This is a genomic window from Alkalispirillum mobile, assembly GCF_003664325.1.
Lineage (GTDB): Bacteria > Pseudomonadota > Gammaproteobacteria > Nitrococcales > Halorhodospiraceae > Alkalilimnicola > Alkalilimnicola mobilis.
Genome location: NZ_RCDA01000001.1, coordinates 1,004,873 through 1,022,591 on the forward strand (window position 1 = coordinate 1,004,873; position 17,719 = coordinate 1,022,591).

13 protein-coding genes are annotated in these 17,719 nt (G+C 70.4%); 6 read left to right on the plus strand and 7 right to left on the minus strand.

Annotation, left to right across the window (positions count from 1 at the left end; translation table 11 throughout):
- Positions 1-36 precede the first annotated feature (36 nt).
- The 3 genes from xseA to DFR31_RS04690 all read left to right on the plus strand — a co-directional run bounded on the left by xseA (position 37) and on the right by DFR31_RS04690 (position 4,669).
- Positions 37-1,416: an exodeoxyribonuclease VII large subunit gene (gene xseA / locus DFR31_RS04680; protein ID WP_121441470.1), complete on the plus strand. Its 1,380-nt coding sequence runs from the start codon at positions 37-39 to the stop codon at positions 1,414-1,416.
- A 57-nt stretch (positions 1,417-1,473) separates the two neighbouring features.
- The gene (locus DFR31_RS04685; RefSeq protein WP_121441471.1) at positions 1,474-4,332 is read left to right on the plus strand and encodes a PAS domain S-box protein; all 2,859 of its coding nucleotides are present in this window, start codon (positions 1,474-1,476) and stop codon (positions 4,330-4,332) included.
- Between the two features lie 133 nt (positions 4,333-4,465).
- The gene (locus tag DFR31_RS04690) at positions 4,466-4,669 is read left to right on the plus strand and encodes a PA3496 family putative envelope integrity protein (protein WP_121441472.1); all 204 of its coding nucleotides are present in this window, start codon (positions 4,466-4,468) and stop codon (positions 4,667-4,669) included.
- An 18-nt stretch (positions 4,670-4,687) separates the two neighbouring features.
- On the opposite strand, the gene DFR31_RS04695 is transcribed toward DFR31_RS04690, so the two are convergent.
- The 3 genes from DFR31_RS04695 to DFR31_RS04705 form a co-directional block, all read right to left on the minus strand.
- Positions 4,688-6,724 carry a diguanylate cyclase gene (locus DFR31_RS04695; protein WP_147436941.1) on the minus strand — a complete coding sequence of 679 codons (2,037 nt, stop codon included), beginning with the start codon at positions 6,722-6,724 and terminating at the stop codon, positions 4,688-4,690.
- A gap of 237 nt (positions 6,725-6,961) precedes the next feature.
- Positions 6,962-8,149, minus strand: coding sequence for an acetyl-CoA C-acyltransferase family protein (locus tag DFR31_RS04700; protein WP_121441474.1), 1,188 nt, complete (start codon positions 8,147-8,149; stop codon positions 6,962-6,964).
- Positions 8,150-8,314: 165 nt separating this feature from the next.
- Entirely contained in the window at positions 8,315-9,169 is an 855-nt protein-coding gene (locus DFR31_RS04705; protein ID WP_121441475.1) for a PHP domain-containing protein, read from the minus strand.
- Between the two features lie 97 nt (positions 9,170-9,266).
- Here DFR31_RS04705 and DFR31_RS04710 point away from each other — a divergent pair, with 97 nt between their 5' ends.
- Positions 9,267-9,632, plus strand: coding sequence for a DUF3301 domain-containing protein (locus DFR31_RS04710; protein WP_121441476.1), 366 nt, complete (start codon positions 9,267-9,269; stop codon positions 9,630-9,632).
- A 36-nt stretch (positions 9,633-9,668) separates the two neighbouring features.
- Here the strand turns inward: DFR31_RS04710 and epmA are convergent, their stop codons facing one another.
- A complete protein-coding gene (gene epmA, locus DFR31_RS04715; RefSeq protein WP_121441477.1) occupies positions 9,669-10,613 on the minus strand; it encodes an EF-P lysine aminoacylase EpmA in 945 nt (314 codons plus the stop codon).
- Between the two features lie 13 nt (positions 10,614-10,626).
- Positions 10,627-11,196, minus strand: a complete 570-nt coding sequence (gene efp / locus DFR31_RS04720; RefSeq protein WP_121441478.1) for an elongation factor P — start codon at positions 11,194-11,196, stop codon at positions 10,627-10,629.
- A 127-nt stretch (positions 11,197-11,323) separates the two neighbouring features.
- Between efp and epmB the strand changes: the two genes are divergently transcribed.
- Positions 11,324-12,346, plus strand: coding sequence for an EF-P beta-lysylation protein EpmB (gene epmB, locus DFR31_RS04725; protein WP_121441479.1), 1,023 nt, complete (start codon positions 11,324-11,326; stop codon positions 12,344-12,346).
- A gap of 79 nt (positions 12,347-12,425) precedes the next feature.
- On the plus strand, positions 12,426-14,504 hold the full coding sequence (locus DFR31_RS04730; RefSeq protein WP_121441480.1) for an EAL domain-containing protein: 2,079 nt from the start codon (positions 12,426-12,428) through the stop codon (positions 14,502-14,504).
- Between the two features lie 15 nt (positions 14,505-14,519).
- On the opposite strand, the gene ligA is transcribed toward DFR31_RS04730, so the two are convergent.
- Together ligA and zipA are read right to left on the minus strand one after the other, a co-directional pair.
- Complete coding sequence (gene ligA / locus DFR31_RS04735; RefSeq protein WP_121441481.1) at positions 14,520-16,535, minus strand: NAD-dependent DNA ligase LigA; 2,016 nt, start codon at positions 16,533-16,535, stop codon at positions 14,520-14,522.
- Between the two features lie 5 nt (positions 16,536-16,540).
- Complete coding sequence (zipA, locus tag DFR31_RS04740) at positions 16,541-17,647, minus strand: cell division protein ZipA (protein WP_121441482.1); 1,107 nt, start codon at positions 17,645-17,647, stop codon at positions 16,541-16,543.
- Positions 17,648-17,719 lie beyond the last annotated feature (72 nt).

Below are 17,719 nucleotides of genomic sequence, written 5' to 3' on the forward strand. Positions count from 1 at the left end.
TCCGCCAAGGCCAGTATCCGGGCTAACATCCGTCTCATGGTTACTTCTTCCGCACCCCAGGCACCGCGCACCGTCTACACCGTCAGTCAGCTCAACCAGGAGGTCCGCAGCCTGCTGGAGACCGCCCTGCCCCCGCTCTGGGTGGAGGGCGAGATCAGCAACCTGGCGCGGCCCCGCTCCGGGCACATGTACTTCACCCTGAAGGACGGCAACGCCCAGGTGCGGTGTGCGATGTTCCGCAACCGCAATATGCTGCTGCGCTTCCGCCCCGAGGACGGCCAGCGGGTGCTGGTCCGGGCCCGCGCCGGGCTCTATCCCGCCCGCGGCGAGTTCCAGCTGGTGGTGGACCACATGGAGGAGGCCGGCGAGGGGGCGCTGCGCCGCGCCTTCGAGGCGCTGAAGGCGCAACTGGAGCAGGAGGGGTTGTTCGACCCCGCGCACAAGCAGGCCCTGCCCCCCTTCCCGCGCCGACTCGGGGTGGTCACCTCGCCCACCGGCGCGGCCATCCGCGACGTGCTGACGGTGCTCAAGCGCCGCTTCCCCGCCCTGCCGGTGCTGATCTACCCGGTGCCGGTACAGGGCGAGGGCGCCGGCCGGCAGATCGCCGACGCCATAGCCGAGGCGGACCGCCGGCGCGACGTGGACGTGCTGCTGGTGACCCGGGGTGGCGGCTCGCTGGAGGATCTGTGGGCCTTCAACGAGGAGGTGGTAGCCCGCGCCATTCACGCCTGCGGCCTCCCGGTGGTCAGCGCCGTGGGCCACGAGGTGGACGTGACCATCTCCGATCTCGTGGCGGACCAGCGCGCGCCCACCCCGTCGGCCGCCGCCGAACTGATCTCGCCGGACGGCCCCGCCCTGCTGCGCCAGGTTCAGGCGCTGGGTGACCGCCTGGCACAACTCAACGCCCAGCACCGCCGCCAGGCAGGTGAACGGCTGCACGCCCTGACCCGGCGACTGCAGGCGCGACACCCCGGGCAACTGCTGCGCGACCGCAGCCAACGGCTGGACGAGCTGGACCAGCGCCTTCGACACGCCGTGCGCCAGCGCCTGAACCAGCCGGCGCAGCGGTTCGCCGACCTGCGCGGCCGGCTGCAACGGAGCGACCCGCGCCTGACCATCCGCCAGCGCGAGGAGCAGCGCCAGGCGCTGGCGCGCCGCCTGAGCGCGGCGGTGCAGCAGCACCTGGAGCGGGCCCGCCACCGCCTGGGCAGCATCGGGCGGGAGCTGAATGCGGTCAGCCCGCTGGCCACCCTTTCCCGCGGCTACGCCATCGCCCGCCAGGGTGAAGACGGCCCGGTGATCCGCGATGTCACCCAGGTGGCCGCCGGCGACGCGGTGCGGGTGCGGGTCCACCAGGGCGCGATGGACTGCACTGTCACGCGGGTTTATTCCGGGGCGCAGAGCAAGGATAATTAACCCCACTGACCGCACCCCGATCTGCCCGCGACGGCGGCTCAAAGGATAAGGAGACCCATGGACAAGCCCTCAGCCGTCCGCCGACTCGTTCCCCTGGCCGCCGGCCTGACCGTGGCCGCCGGCCTCGGCGCCGCCACCCTGGCGGCCCACGACCTTTACCAAGCGCACCAGCAGCAGCAGGCCGAGTCCCGGGCCCTGTCCTCGCTGCATGCGCTGCGCGCCGAGTTGGAGGCGGAACTGGCCACCGCCGGCCGTGTGGCCAGCGGCCTGGCCGCCTGGCTGGGCGTGGAGCCCGAACCGGACGAGGAGCACTTCTCCCGGGTGGCGGACCAGCTCATGGGTCTCTCCGTGCCCGTCCGCCGCGCCGCCCTGGCCCCGGACAGCCGCGTTGCCCTGGTCCATCCGCTCTCCGACAACCTCGGCCTGATCGGCCGCGACCTGCGCGGCGACAGCTCACAGACGCTGATCCTGCAGGCCCTGGCGGAGGGGCGCGGGGGCGTGAAGCTCGGGCCGGTGACGCGCATGGATGGCAGCACGGTGCTGCCCCTGTATGCCGCCGTCCGGCCCTTCGAGCAGGACAACGGGAGCACCGAGCATCTGGGCGAGGTGCTGGTAGCGCTGGACGTGGAGCTGCTGGCCCGAGAGACCGGCCTGGCGCCGGCCAGCCACGGGGTGGACGCCCAGCTGACCCTGACCCAGAACGACGAGGAGAGCACCATCGGTCCCGAGCCGGATGCAGCCGGCGCGGCGCTGCGGGTGCCGGTCCAGATTCCGGGCGGCGAGGGCCAACTGAGAGCGACCCTGCCAGAAACCGGCGGCGGCTGGCTGCTGCCCGCCGGTGGCGGCACCAGCCTGGCGCTGGGCCTGCTGACCGCCTTCGGGTTGCGTCGGCATATGGCGCTGAAGGCGGCGGAGCAGGATGCCCGGGCGGTGCTGGACCAGTTGAGCGATGGCGCCTGCCTGATCCAGGAGGGGCGGGTTCGCTACGCCAACCACCGTTTCCGCGATATCACCGGCTATCCGGAGTACGAACTCATCGGGCGGGATTTCCCGGAGCTGCTCGACCCGGCCGACCGCAAACGGGTGCAGACCCACACCGGTGAGCTGGAGGCGGGTCTGCCACCGATGGGCGAGTTCAACCTGCGGCTGCGCCACAGTGCCGGGCGCAGTGTCTACGTGCGGCTGAACATCGCCCCTGCCGAGTGGCACGGACAGCCGGCCGCGGTGGCCACTGTGGCCGATATGGACCAGCGCCTGCGCGATGCCGCCCGGCTGGCGGAGAGCGAACGCATCTACCGAGAGATCGTGGAATCGGCCACGGCGGTGGTCATGCGCTGGCGCCCCGGGGGCGAACTGCTCTCTCTGAACGAGGCCGGCCAGACCCTGTTCGGTGACAGGGCGGAGTTCAGCGAAGCCGAACCGCTCTGGGCGCGGCTGGAGCCGGAACAGGACGCCCCGGATGCCCTGTCCCTGGCGCGGGTGGGCAGCGAACCGGAGAGCTACCCCACCAGCGAGGGCAGCTGCCTGGACCATACGGGCGAGCCGCGCTGGCTGGTCTGGAACCACTGCCCGCTCTACCACGAGGACGGCCGCCTGCGGGAGATCCTCAGCGTCGGCACCGACTGCACCCGCCAGCGCAACGCCGCCGGCAGCCTGCGCCACCGCGAGCAGCGGCTGCGCGCCATCACCGACCACGCCCCGGAACCGATGGTGCTGATCCGGGCGGACGGGACCATCGGCTGGCTGTCCCCCGCCTGGGCGCGCACCCTGGGCCAGGATCCGGAGGGCCTGCGCGGCCGCCCCTGGACACAATTGCTGGACGAGGCGGAGCGCCCGCGCGCCGAGCGCCTCGCCCGCGCCATCCTCGAGGGCGAGCGCGAGTCGCTGCGCGAGACCTTCCGCAGCCGCGACGCCCGGGACAAGCAGCGCTGGCTGCTGGTGCACCTGGCCCCGGCCATGGGCGACCCGGACGGTCCGGCACTCACCGGCATGCTCACCGACATCACCGATCAGAAGGCGGCGGTGCGCGAGCTGGAGCTGGCCGGCCTGGCCTACCAGCACAGCCCCCTGGGGCTGTACGTGGCCGACCCGGAGGGCCGTATCATCAGCGCCAACCCCGCCTTCCAGGCCCTGGTGGGCGGTGGCGCCGAGGGCCGGCGCCTGGAACACCTGACCTCCGGGCGCGAACGCCACGACTTCCACCAACGCCTGACCGACACCCTGTCCGACGGTCGCCCCTGGAGCGGCGATCTGGAGTGCCGCCGCGGCGAAGGTCCGGACGACCTCTGGATCCAGCACACCTGGCTGGCCCCGGTGATCGATCCGGACGACGGCCTGACCCATCGCGTGGGCATCGCCGAGGACGCCACCGAGCAGCGCGCCAGCGAGGCCGCCGCCCGCGAGCGCACCCTGCGCGACCCGCTGACCGGCCTGGCCAGCGCCGATCTGTTGCAGGACCGCCTGGTCCACGCCATCGAGCGCGCCCGCGCCGAGCAGGGCCAACTCGCCGTGCTCTGCCTGGACCTGGACGACTTCGGCGCCCTCAACCAGCGCCTGGGCGAACGGGAGACCGACGCGGTGCTGGCACGGGTGGCGGGCCGGGTAAAGCAGCAGGTGCCGGACTGCGAGACCCTGGCCCGACTGGAGGACGACACCCTGGTGGTGGTACTGGAGCGCCTCGGCGACCCGGCCGAGGCGGGCAGCCTGGCCGGGCGCCTGCTGCAGGCCATCGCCGAGCCCATGCTGATCGGCGCCGACGAGGTGCAGGTGACCGCCAGCCTGGGGCTGAGCCTCTATCCCGACCACGGCGTGCGCCCGGAGGACCTCATCGACGCGGCCAACCAGTGCATCCCCGAGGCCAAGGCGGCCGGCAAGAACACCTGGCGACAGTTCCGCAGCCGCGGCCCGACACTATAAGCAGCAGTCGGTATAACCGATCGGGTCCATCGGAATAATTTATTTAATTCTAAGGAAGGGATGGGATAAGTTCGTTGTCCAAGCCTTGTAAAGGCTTTGCCGACCCGGCCACTTCTGGAATGCGGAGGGCAGTATGGGCAACGAAATCAACTACCAGGAACTCATCGACCGGATCACCGACCGGGACACGGAACGCGTGGACGAGGTCGGCGGCGACAAGAACGCCAAGGGCGCCGACACCCGCCGGGTGATCGAGCAGATCTGGGAAGAGAAGCGGCTGCAGCGCGAGATCAGCGAGCTGGACTTCGACTTCGACGACCTGGACGAAGCGGAGTAGCCGGCCTCCGGCACCCGATCAGGAGCGGGCCGCAGTGCCGCCGGCCGACCCGGCCGATGGCACGGCCCGCCGGCTTTGGTTGCGGCCCGCCCGCTTGGCGGCGTAGAGCGCCTCGTCCACCCGCTTGAACAGCTCATCGACGTTCTCCGTGGCGGAGGCCTCGGCGTAACCCACGCTCACGGTGACACGCCCAACCGTCGGGAATTCGCACCCCTCCACCTTCTGGCGCAGGGTCTCCGCGACCTGCTCCGCCCCGGCATCATCGGTGCCAGGCAGCACCAGCATGAACTCCTCACCCCCCCAGCGGCCCGCGATGTCCGTATCCCGCACGCGTGCCCGCACCAGTTCCGCCAGCCGCTTGAGCACTCGGTCGCCCGCAGCGTGCCCGTGGGTGTCATTGACCCGCTTGAAATGGTCCAGGTCAAAGAGCACCGCCGAGACCGGCTGACCGGTGCGCTGGCCCAGTTGAAGCTCGCGCTGCAGCGCCCGCTGGGTGTAGCGCCGGTTGTAGAGGCCGGTCAGCGCGTCATGGCTGGCCTGGAACCGCAACGCCCGCTCCTGGCGCTTACGGTCGCTGATGTCCTGCGCCACGGTGGAGAAGCGCTCCACCCGCCCCGCCTCGTCCCGGTGGGCAATCACCACCTGGTAGAGGCTGAGCTCCTCTCCCCCGTTGGCGAGCAGCGCGGTCTCCCCCTCCCAGTGACCGTCCCGCGCCGCCGCCGGCATGGCCTCCTCGACCAGGCGCTTCACCGCCCACTCCGGGTGGACCCAGTAGAGGGCATCCGGGAACCGGGGTGGCTCACCGGTATCCGGGTCGGTCTCGGGCAGCCGGTCACCTACCATTTCCCGCCCCTTGCGGTTGACGTAGGTGACCCGGCCGTTGGCCTCGGACATGGAGATGAACTGCGGAGCGGCTTCCAGGATTTCCACCAGCTGCCGCCGGTTTCGGGCCAGTTCCTGCCGCTCGGTGATATCGTGGATGATCGAGTGCAGGTACTCCCGGCCGCCCACGTTCACGCTGCCCGAGTGCACCTCCACTTCGCGGACCTCGCCGCTGGCCAGCCGGTGGGGGAAGTACAACGCCGCTTGCTGACCGCTGCGGACCCGTTCCATGGCAGCGGCCACCTCGTCCGGCGGCAACATGTTGATACGGGTGACCCGCATGCCCCGCATCTCGGTCCGACTGTAGCCGTAGAACCGGGCAGCCGCTGCGTTGACGTCCACCAGTACACCCTCCCGCGGGTCCACCAACCACTGGACGGCATCGTGGCGTTCGAAGATCTGCTGATAGAGCCCCAGGTGCCGGTCCTCCTGGTCCAGCAGACGGTCCAGGCTGCGGCCCAATCGACCCAGTTCGTCGTCACGGGTCAGGCTCGAGCGTGATTCGCGATCCCCGGCCTTGCGGGCCCGCATAGTGCGCTCCAGCGTCCAGACGGGATTCAGCACGTAGCGCCGGACCACCCAGCCGGTGAGCAGCCCGTACACAAGCAGAGCCAGCACGGCCCCGGACAGCGAGACGATCACCGAGCGCTGGAACAGCCCCATGGAGCCATCGCTTTTCATGGAGAGCAGGATGTAGGCCTCACCGGAACCCCGGTCTACCAGGTTGACCCGGCCCGCCTCCATGCGGCGCATCGCATGGAGCGTGTCATCGGTGGCCAGGCGCACCGGCCCGTTGGCCTCCATCAGGGCCTGGTAATGCTCTGCGGGGAAACTGGACTGAACCAGCGTCGCCCAATCCTGGTCCCGCAGCGCCGGGTCGTGGGCGGCAAGGATGCGCCCCCGATCCGGCCGACCGACCACCAGCTGTTCTACGCCCGGGTTGGCTGCCAGCGCCTCTACCACGCGCTGCAACTGGTGACTGGAGCTGCTGCCGGCAACCCCAACCTCGGTGGCCTGCAGCAGCTGGTCGGCAAGGCTGTGGGCCTTGTCACGCACCAGTTCGGTGCTCTGCCAATAGGAAAACGCACCGGAAACCACCGACAGCACGATGGCCGCGATGATAATGGGCAGAAAAACCCGACGCGCTAGCTTGGTTTTTACGACAGGCTTCATGGGAGAGCTGCCGGCCACCATGCGGCCTGTTCAGGAGGGATCATGCACTTACTTCACTGAGAATTTGCGGGGATTTTAACCAGAAAAACCCGCAACAACAATTCGGTTATAACAATTAACCCAATTGTTATGCCTCTTTATCCTGAAAAAAGGGCCCTGCCACATTACGCCGGCAGGGCCCTCTCTAACACGCCCTGTCGCCGGCCACGGGGGCCGGCCTGGGCGGCAATTTGCGACTTACATGCGCTCGAAAATGGCGGTGATGCCCTGACCGCCACCGATGCACATGGTCACCAGGGCGTACTTGCCCTGAACACGCTGCAGCTCGTGCAGCGCCTTGACCGCCAGGATGGTGCCGGTGGCACCCACCGGGTGGCCCAGGGCGATGGCACCGCCGTTGGGGTTGGTCTTCTCCGGGTCGAGGCCCAGCCCCTTCATCACGGTCAGCGCCTGCGCGGCGAACGCCTCGTTGGACTCGACCACGTCCATGTCACCCAGGCTCAGGCCGGCCTTGTCCAGCGCCACCTTGGAGGACGGGATCGGGCCCTCGCCCATCACGTCGTTGGGCACACCGGCGATGCCGTAGGCCACCAGGCGGGCCATGGGCTTGTAACCGGCCTTCTCGGCGGCGGCGCGATCGGCCAGCACCAGGGCGGCGGCGGCGTCGTTGATGCCGGAGGCATTACCGGCGGTGACGGTGCCACCCTCCTTCTTGAAGGCCGGACGCATCTTGGCCAGGTCGTCCACCGTGACGCCGAAGCGCGGGTGCTCGTCGGTGTCGAAGACCTTCTCGCCCTTGCGGCTCTTGATGGTCACCGGGACGATCTGGTCCTTGAAATAGCCACCCTCGATGGCCGCCTGGGCGCGCCGCTGGGACTCGGCCGCGAACTGGTCCTGCTCCTCGCGGGAGATGTTCCACTTCTCGGCCAGGTTCTCGGCGGTGATGCCCATGTGACCGACACCGAAGGGGTCGGTCAGCGTGGAGACCATCATGTCCACCAGCTTGGTGTCACCCATGCGGGCACCGAAGCGCATGGCGGGGCTCAGGTAGCCGCCCTTGGACATGACCTCGCTGCCGGCACCCACGCCGAAATCGGCATCGCCGAGCAGGATGGACTGCGCGGTGGAAACGATGGACTGCATGCCGGAGCCACAGAGGCGGTTGACGGTGACCGCGGTGGAGCTGTGCGGCAGCCCCCCCTGGATGGCGGCCACGCGCGCCACGTAGGGCGAACGGGATTCGGTGGGGATGCAGTTGCCCAGGGTCAGGTAGCTGATCTGCTCGGGATCGGCGCCGGAGCGGGCCACGGCCTCCTTGATGATCAGGCCACCCAGGTCCGCGGGCTCGAACCCGGCCAGGGTGCCGCTGTAGGTGCCAATGGCGGAACGTGCTGCGCTCAGGACAACCACTTCTCTATCGGACATACAACTCCTCCTGCTTCGTTCGGCAACTTTGCCGGTACCGCCCCCCGGACAATGCCCGCGGCGCCAGTCGGTTTGGTTTGTTGTTCAACCTGCCTGCGAGACTAACGCAATTCAGTATAACCAAGCATCCCCGATTTACCCGTCCGGGGAAACCCCGGGCCGGACTCAGGATGCTGCATTGCACAGTGAAGGGTGATTCCAGACCGGCGTCAAGTCCTGGGGCAACGGCGGCAGGCGCCCGAGCTCCAGCCAGGGATTATCCGGGTGGTGAAAATCCGACCCCTGCGAGGCCAGCAGTTGGTAGCGCCGGGCCCACTCTGCCAGTCGCGCCACGTCCACGGATTGCGGGCGGGTACCGCAGGCCACTTCCATGGCCTCGCCGCCGGCCTCGCGGAAGGCGCCCAGCACCCGGCGCATCCAGGCCCCGGTGAGCTTGTAGGCCAGCGGGTGGGCCAGCACCGCCACCCCGCCCGCCTCGCGGATGCGCGCCACCGCCTCGCCCATATCCAGCCAGCGCACGCTCACCCCGGCCGGCTTGCTCTTGCGCAACCACTTGTGGAAGGCCTCGTTGGGGGTGTCGACGTACCCCTGGGCCACCAGCCAGCTGGCGTAATGGGCGCGGGTGACCGCCGCATCGCCGGCCAGGGCCGAGGCGCCGGCGTGGGCGCCGGGCATGCCGTGGCGCGCCAGCTTGTCACCGATAGCCCGCGCCCGCTGATCGCGCAGCGCGCGGATCTCCGCCAGCGCCGCCTGCAACCCGGAGTGGTCGGTATCCACGCCGAGGCCGACGATGTGGAAGTCGCGCCGCGCCCAGGTGGTGGAGATCTCCACCCCGGGCACCAGGCGGATGCCCGCCTCCCGGGCGGCCGCCGCGGCCTCGGGCACGCCGGCCGTGGTGTCGTGATCGGTCAGCGCCAGGGTGGTCACCCCTTGCGCTGCGGCGCGCGCCACCAGGGCTGCCGGGCTCAGGCGGCCGTCGGACGCGGTGGAGTGGCTGTGCAGGTCGATACTGGCGCTCATGAGCGGGGCTTCACCTCGGCGGGTCTGACTTTTCCGGCAGGCAGCGTATCATTGGCGGCACCCTTGTTACGCCCGCGAACCCCGGACCCGCCTGCTGATGGAAACCGCGCTCGTCACCCTGATCATCGTTGTCGCCCTGGGGCTCTACTGGTCGGACGCACTGCGCGCCCGCAGCCAGGCGGTGCGCGCCGCCCGCCGGGCCTGCCGGGCGCTGAACGTGCAGTTGCTGGACGTCACCGTGGCGCTGGCGCGGATACGCCCTGCCCGCGGCCCCTCCGGGCGGCTGACCTGGCGCCGCGAGTACCGCTTCGAATTCAGCGTGGACGGGGCGGACCGCCGGCCCGGCTACGTGCAGTTGCTCGGCCCCCGGTGCCGCGGCGTGCAACTGGAGATGCCCGAGGGGCGCACGCTGATGGGGCCGGATAACCGGGTGCAGTCCCCCGAAGAGCTCGGCCAGGGCTGATGGGCGGCGACGGCCGCCTCCGGCACGCCGGCCGCTTCAGGCGTGTTCGTCGGGGAAGGCCCAGACCCGGTCGATGCGCTCCAGCCCCAGGGCCACCATCAGCAACCGGTCCACCCCCAGCGCCACGCCGGCGCAGGGCGGCATGCCCGCCTCCAGCGCCGCCAGCAGCCGCTCGTCCACCGGCAGAGCCGCGCCGGCCGGGCCCCGGGCATCGCGCTCGGCGAGGAAGCGGCGCCGCTGCTCCCGGGGGTCGGCCAGCTCGTGGTAGCCGTTGGCGATCTCCAGCCCGTCCATGAACAGCTCGAAACGCTCGGCCACCGGCGGCTCGCCCGGTCGCAGGCGCGCCAGCGCGGCCTGGCTGGCGGGAAAGTCGGTGACAAAGCTCATCCGGCCCTGCCCCAGCCGCGGCGACACCTCGCGGGAGAGGATCAGGTCCAGCCAGGCATCCCGGTCGTCCCCCAGAACCGGCACCAGCGCGGGGTCGCTGGCGTGGGCCTGCAGTTCCGCCAGCGGGGCGTCGAAAGGGTCAACCCCGGCGAAGGTGAGAAAGGCGTCGCGGTAGGTCCAGTGCTCCACCGGGCGCGCGCCGGCCACCTCGGCGGCCAGTTCCGCCACCTCCTGCATCAGTGCGTGGTGGTCCCAGCCCACCCGGTACCACTCCAGCAGCGTGAACTCCGGGTTGTGGTGGCGGCCGCGCTCGCCCCCGCGAAAGGCGCGGGTCAGCTGCCAGATATCGCCACTGCCGGCGGCCAGCAGCCGCTTCATGGCGTATTCCGGCGAGGTCTGCAGCCAGGCGGGACGGCCGTCCGGGCGGCGCACGCCGAGGCTGTCCAGGTTGGGGTCCATGGCCGGGGCGCCGGCCATCAGGGGGGTCTCCACCTCCAGCAGCCCGCGCCCATCAAAAAAGGCGCGGACCTGCCGGATCAGGGCCGCCCGGCGCCGCAGCACCGGCAGCCCCGCGGTGGGGTGCCAATCGGTCAAGGCGGTGCCGGTCTCAACTCTTGACCCGGCCCACGTACTCGCCGGAGCGGGTGTCCACCTTCAGCAGCTCACCCTCTTCGATGAACAGCGGCACGCGGACCACGGCGCCGGTCTCCAGGGTGGCCGGCTTGCCGCCGCCGCTGGAGGTATCGCCCCGCACGCCCGGGTCGGTCTCGGTGACGCGCAGCTCGACGAAGCTCGGCGGCTCCACCGTGAGCGGCTCGTCGTTCCACAGGATCACGGTGCACATGTCCTGCTCTTTCAGCCACTTGGCCGCATCACCCACGGCAGAGGCCGGCGCCGCCTTCTGCTCGAAGCTCTGCGGGTCCATCATGTGGAAGAACTCGCCGTCGGAGTAGAGATACTGCATCTCCGTCTCCATCACGTCGGCGGCCTCCACGGACTCGCCGGACTTGAAGGTGCGGTCGATGACCTTGCCGGTCTTCAGGTTGCGCACCTTCACGCGGTTGAAGGCCTGCCCCTTGCCCGGCTTGACGAACTCGTTCTCGACGATGGTGTAGGGGTCACCGTCGAGCATGATCTTGAGACCACCCTTGAACTCGTTGGTACTGTATTGCGCCATTCGACACCTGTTGTCCGGTTGCGGTTGCACGCGGGGAGCCGGCCGCTGCCCCCTCCCCGAGCCTCGATTCATGTAAAGTGTCGCCGAATCTTAACGGAAAACCGGCTTGTTTAGAACACGGGCTGCCATGCCGATACCCTCGCCGCAACCCCAGACCCCACCGGACTGGCGCCGTCAGCTGGCGCAGGCCGAGCGCGACCCCCAGGCGCTGCTGCAACGCCTGCGGCTGCCGCTGAGCCTGCTGCCGGCGGCCGAGTCCGCCGCCCGGCTGTTCCCGCTGCGGGCCCCCGAGCCCTGGGTCCGGCGGATCCGCCCCGGCGACCCCGATGACCCGCTCCTGCTGCAGGTCCTGCCGCTGTACGCCGAGCACGAGACGCCGGCGGGCTTCAGCACGGACCCGGTGGGCGACGGCCCGGCACAGAGCGGGCCCGGCATTCTGCACAAGTACCACGGCCGGGTGCTGATGATCACCACCGGCGCCTGCGCCATCCACTGCCGCTACTGCTTCCGCCGCCACTTCCCCTACAGCGAATCGCAGGCCGGTCGCAACGACTGGGCCGATAGCCTGGCCTGGCTGGACGGCCACCCGGAGGTGGACGAGGTCATCCTGAGCGGCGGGGACCCGCTCACCCTCAGCGACCGGCGCCTGGGCACGCTCACTCGGGCCCTGCGCCAGCGCCCCCAGGTGCGCCGCCTGCGCCTGCACACCCGGCTGCCCGTGGTGTTGCCGGATCGCGTCACCGCCGAGCTTCTGGCATTGCTGGATGGCCCCTGGGAGGTGGTCTGGGTGATCCACAGCAACCACGCGCAGGAGCTGGACGAAGCCGTGGCGGCCGCGCTGGGCCGGCTGCGCTCCGCCGGTCACTGGCTGCTCAACCAGGCGGTGCTGCTGCGGCGGGTCAACGACAGCGCGGACGCCCTGGAGGCGCTGAGCCGCCGGCTGTTCCAGGTGGGCGTGCTGCCCTACTACCTCCACCTGCTCGACCGGGTGCAGGGGGCGGCCCACTTCGAGGTGCCCGAGGCCCGCGGCCAGGCGCTGGCCGCCGAGCTGGGCGCCCGCCTGCCCGGCTACCTGGTGCCGCGCCTGGCCCGTGAGGAGGCCGGCGAACCCGCCAAGACCCTCGTCGCCCCCGCCCCCGACGCCGACTGAGGCCCCGGGGCGAGGGGGCCACCCGCCCCGCTGCGCATTCTGATAGCATCAGGGCATTGCATGGAAAGGGACCACCGGCATGAAACAAAACCCCCTGGTCAGGCTCCTGATCACCGAGGAATCACCCAACGACGCGGAGATCTACGTGAGCGTGCTGCGCAACAGCGGCTACGCCGTGCGGGCGCGTCGTATCGAGAGCATCGATAACCTGCGCGATACCCTGCAGGAGAAACCCGCCGACATGATGCTCTGCTCGCTGGTGCTGCGCGAGGTCCCGGTGGACACGGCGTACCAGCTGATCCAGCAGTGGGGCAAGGACATCCCCATCATCGCCTCCAGCCACGAGCAGAGCCAGGACCAGCGCCGCTACGCCATGCAGATGGGGGCCCAGGACCTGGTCAGCAAGAATGACCTGGAGCACCTCAAACTGGTGGTGGAGCGCGAGCTGCGCCACCTGCATGAGCGCCGCCGCCTGCGCCGGCTGGAGTCCTCGGTGCGCGAGACCGAGCGCCGCTGCCGGGCACTGCTGGACAGCTCCCGCGACCCCATCGCCTACGTGCACGAGGGCATGCACATCTACGCCAACCCCGCCTACCTGGAGATGTTCGGCCACCAGGAGCTGGCCGACATCGAGGGCATGCCGATCCTGGACATGGTGGTGGACGACGATCAGGGCGCGTGCAAGGAGGCGCTGCGCCGCTTCAGCCGGGGCGACCTGACCAGCCACGAGGTCAATCTCGGGTTCGTCACCACCGAGGGGCCGGAGGAGGTGACCATGGTGCTCACCCCGGCCACCGTGGACGACGAGCCCTGCACCCAGGTGCTGCTGCAGCTCAGCGAGCCGGAGGCGGACCTGGAGCTGCTCAACCGCCAGGACGTCACCACGGGGCTGTACAACCGCAGCTACTTCCTGGAGCAGCTGGACAACCTGATCGCGCGCAACCTGGATTCGGACGGCCGCAACAGCCACGCGCTGCTTTACATCCAGCTGGAGAAGTTGAGCCACATCCGCGACCGGATCGGCCTGGCCGCCGTGGACCAGGTGGTGGCGCACGTGGCCAAGCGCATCACCAACCTCGTGGGCGAGCACGACATTCCCTGCCGGCTGGCCGACGAGGAGTTCACCATCCTGCTCCAGCACAGCAAGATCGACCACGCCATGGAGGTGGCCGAGAAGCTGCGCCAGGACATCGAGGAGCAGCTGATCGAGGTGGACGACCGCACCCTGGCCATCACCTGCGCCATCGGTGCGGCCATGGTGGGCACCAACGCCGACAACGCCCAGGCCGCCGTGGACATGGCCTACGCCGCCTCGGAGACGGCGCTGCGCGCCGGCGGCAACCAGGTGCAGCTGCACGCCTCCGGCCAGGAGATCATGGAAACACAACAGCGCGAGGCCCACTGGCGCGAGCGCATCCATCAGTGCCTGCAGAACGACGAGTTTTACCTGGTCTACCAGCCGGTGATCGCCCTGGCCGAAAACGCCGATTGGGACGAGCTCTACGAGGTGCGCATCCGCATGGAGGAGGACGGCAAGGAGGTGGAACCGCTCGCCTTCCTGCCCTACGCGGAGCAGGCCGGGCTGATGCGCGACATCGACCGCTGGGTGGCCCGACGCACGGTGGCGCTGGCCGGCGAGCGCAAGCGCATGGGCAAGCGCTCCCGGCTGTTCGTGAAACTCGACGGCGCCACCCTGGGGGACACGGGCTTCCTGGACCTGCTGCGCGAGGAGATCGAGCAGCACCAGGTCGACCCGGCCTCACTGGTCTTCCAGGTGAACGAGCCGGTGGTGGTCACTCAGCTCAACCAGGCCAAGGCCCTGCAGGAGGGGCTGGAAGCCCTGGGCTGCAAACTGTCGCTGGACCACTTCGGCAGCGCGCTCAACCCCTTCCAGCTACTCAAGCACCTGCGCTCCGACCAGGTGAAACTGGACGACTCCCTTACGGCCGACATCGAGCAGACCGAGGAGAACCAGAAGCTGGTCAAGCAGATCATCGACACCGCGCACGAGATGGGCCAGCAGGTGGTGGCCGGCTACCTGGGCCACCCGGGGGCGCTGGCGCTGATGTGGGAGTACGGCGCGGACTACGTGCAGGGGGATTTCCTGCAGGAGCCGGGCCGGGAGATGAACTACGACTTCTCCGAGATGGTGTTCTGAACCCTCGGGGCGGGTTCAGCCCCGGTGCCGGCTCAGAAAGGCCTGGAAGGCGGCCTCGTCCAGCACCTCCACGCCGAGTGACTCGGCCTTGGCGAGCTTGCTGCCCGCCTTCTCGCCGGCCACCAGGTAGTCGGTCTTCTTGGACACACTCCCGCTGACCCGGGCGCCCAGCAACTCCAGCGCCGCCTTGGCCTCGTCCCGGGTCATCTCCGCCAGCGTCCCGGTGATCACGAAGGTCAGCCCTTCCAAGGGCTGCTCGCCCCGCTCCGCCGGGTCCACCTCTTCCCAGGTGACCCCCGCCTGGCGCAGCGCCTCCACCACCTCGCGGTTGTGCGGCTCGGCAAAGAAGTGGGCGATGGCCTGGGCCACCACCGGTCCCACGTCGGGGGTGTCGGCCAGGCGCTCCTCGTCCGCCGCCATGATGGCGTCCAGGCTGCCGAAATGCTCGGCCAGCCGGCGGGCCGTGACCTCGCCCACGTGCTGGATGCCCAGGGCGTAGAGAAAGCGCGGCAGCGTAGTGTGGCGGGCCTGGTCGAGGGCCGCCACCAGGTTGTCCGCGGACTTGTCGCCCATGCGCTCCAGGCCGGCGAATTGCTTGTGCGCCAGGTGGAAGAGATCGGCCGGCGAGTGGACCATCTCGCGCTCCACCAGCTGGCTGACGATCTTCTCGCCCAGTCCGTCGATGTCCATGGCCTTGCGCGAGGCGAAGTGCAGCAGTGCACCCTCGCGCTGGGCCGGGCAGTAGAGCCCGCCCATGCAGCGGTGCACCGCCTCGTCGTCCAGGCGCAGCACCTCGGAGCCGCACACCGGACAGGCCTCGGGCATCAGCCACTCCGGGGCGCCCTCCGGGCGCTTGTCCACCACCGCGGTGGTGATCTCCGGGATGACGTCGCCGGCACGGCGTACCATCACGGTGTCGCCCTCGCGCACGTCCTTGCGCCGCACCTCGTCCAGGTTGTGCAGGGTGGCGCGGCTGACCGTGACGCCGCCCACCTCCACCGGCTCCAGCTCGGCCACCGGGGTGATAGCGCCGGTGCGGCCCACGGAGGGCAGGATGCGGCGGACCACGGTGGTGGCCTCCTGCGCCGGCAGCTTCCAGGCGATGGCCCAGCGCGGCGCCCGGGCGGTAAAGCCCAGCTCCTCGCGGGCGTCCAGGTCGTCCACCTTGTAGACCACGCCGTCGATCTCGAAGGAGAGGTCGTCGCGGTCCGCCAGCAGGCGCTGGTAGTAGTCGCGGCAGCCATCCAGCCCCTGCACCGCTTCCACCCGCTCGTTGACGCGGAACCCCCACCGGGCGAGCTTGTCCAGCACCGCGTGGTGGCTATCGCCCACCCGACCGGCGGCGGCGATACCGAAGGTGAAGAAGGTGAGCCGGCGCCGGGCGGTGATGCGCGGGTCCAGCTGGCGCAGGCTGCCGGCGGCGGCGTTGCGCGGGTTGGCGAAGGGGCGCTCGCCGTCGGCCAGGCGCTGCTCGTTCAGGCGCTCGAAGTCGCCGCGGCGGATCACCACCTCGCCGCGCACTTCCATAACCGGCGGCCAGCCCTCGCCGTGGAGCCGCAGCGGCACGCTACGGATGGTGCGCACGTTCTCGGTGATGTCCTCGCCGACACGCCCATCGCCACGGGTGCCGGCCCGCACCATGCGGCCGTCCTCGTAGCGGATACTCACCGACAGGCCGTCCAGCTTCGGCTCGGCGACGTAGGTGACCGGGTCGGCGCCCAGCGCCTGGCGCACCCGGCGGTCGAACTCGGCCAGGTCCTCCTCCTCGAAGGCGTTATCCAGCGAGAACATGGGCTCGCCGTGGGCGACCTCGCCAAAGCCCTCGGCGGGTTGCCCGGCGACGCGCTGGGTGGGTGAGTCGGGGGTGACCCACTCCGGGTGCTCCGCCTCCAGCGCCTGCAGCTCGGCCATCAGCCGGTCGTACTCGGCATCGGCAATGGCCGGCGCGTCCAGCACGTAGTAGCGGTAGTCGTGCTCGCGGATGGTCTGGCGCAGCGCCTCGATGCGCGCCCTGGGGTCCTCCTGCGCCACGCCCCTTACACCTGCTGCTGACGGGCGGCCAGGTGCAGGCGGCGACGGTACTCGCGCAGTTCCTCGCGGATGTGCTCCATCGCCTGCCGGGAGAGATCGCAGCGGCGGGCGTCCAGCAGGCGCCCGCCCAGGCGGTCGGCCACATCGCGGGCCACCCGCAGCATGTCGTCGAAGGCGGCCATGCCGTCCACCGGACCGGGCAGTTGCAGGAAGAAGGCCGCACCCGGGGTCTCGTCCTGGGCGGCCCGGTCCAGGTCGAACCAGCCGGGCTTGATCATGTTGGCGGCGCTGAACACCCGCGCCGGCCCTTGCTCGGTGCGCACGTGGCGGTGGAAGATGCCGTGCTCGCCGTACTCCAGACCGGCGCGCTCCAGGGCGTCCACCAGCGCATCGGCGGCAAAGACATGCCCCTCCGGCGCGGCCACGTGGATGGCGACGATCTTGTCCTCCAGGCCGGCGGCGTCGATGTCCACCTGGGGGCCGGCGGGCAGCTCCGGCTCGGGGCGGGCCGGCTCAGGGCGGGGGTTGTTCCGGCCCAGGGCGGCCAGGTCGGGGCGGTCGCGCACCGGATCCTCGGCCGGCGGTGCCGGTTCGGGGGCCCGGGGAGCCGGGCGGGTCGCAGGGGCCGGCTCCGGTTGCGGCTCGGCGCGGCGGCGGACGCGCGGTGCGGGTGCGGGGGCCTCCGGCGCCTCGGTGGTGCCGGGTGCACGCGTGGGCTCCCGGCGGGCGGTGGGCGGCGCGGCCGGGCGGCGGCGAACCGGTTCCGGTTCCGGTTCCGGCTCATTGAAACCGGGGGAACCGGGCTCATCGTCCAGGCCCAGGCTCGGCTCCGGCTCATCGGGCCAATCCAGGTCGGCGTCGAACCCGGTGGGCTCCCGGCGCTGGCCCTGCCCGCGGGCCGGCGCGGCCTCGTCGGGTTCGCCCTCGCGCCGCGGGGTCTTGACGATGACGTCGAAACCGTCGTCGCTCCCCACGGCGCTGTCCATGTCGTCGAAGGCCGAGCGGAAGTCCTCGCGGCGGGCATGCTTCTTGTCCTGCCAGCGCCCCCAGGCGTAAATGCCCGCGATGAGCAGCAGGCCGAGAATGATCAGTAGCCAGCGAAATGGATCCATGAGTGCATCCGCGCGATTGGTCGGGCCTGCCGGCGGGCCCGGCTGGCGGGCCGCAGCTGTCCGGGCAGGCAC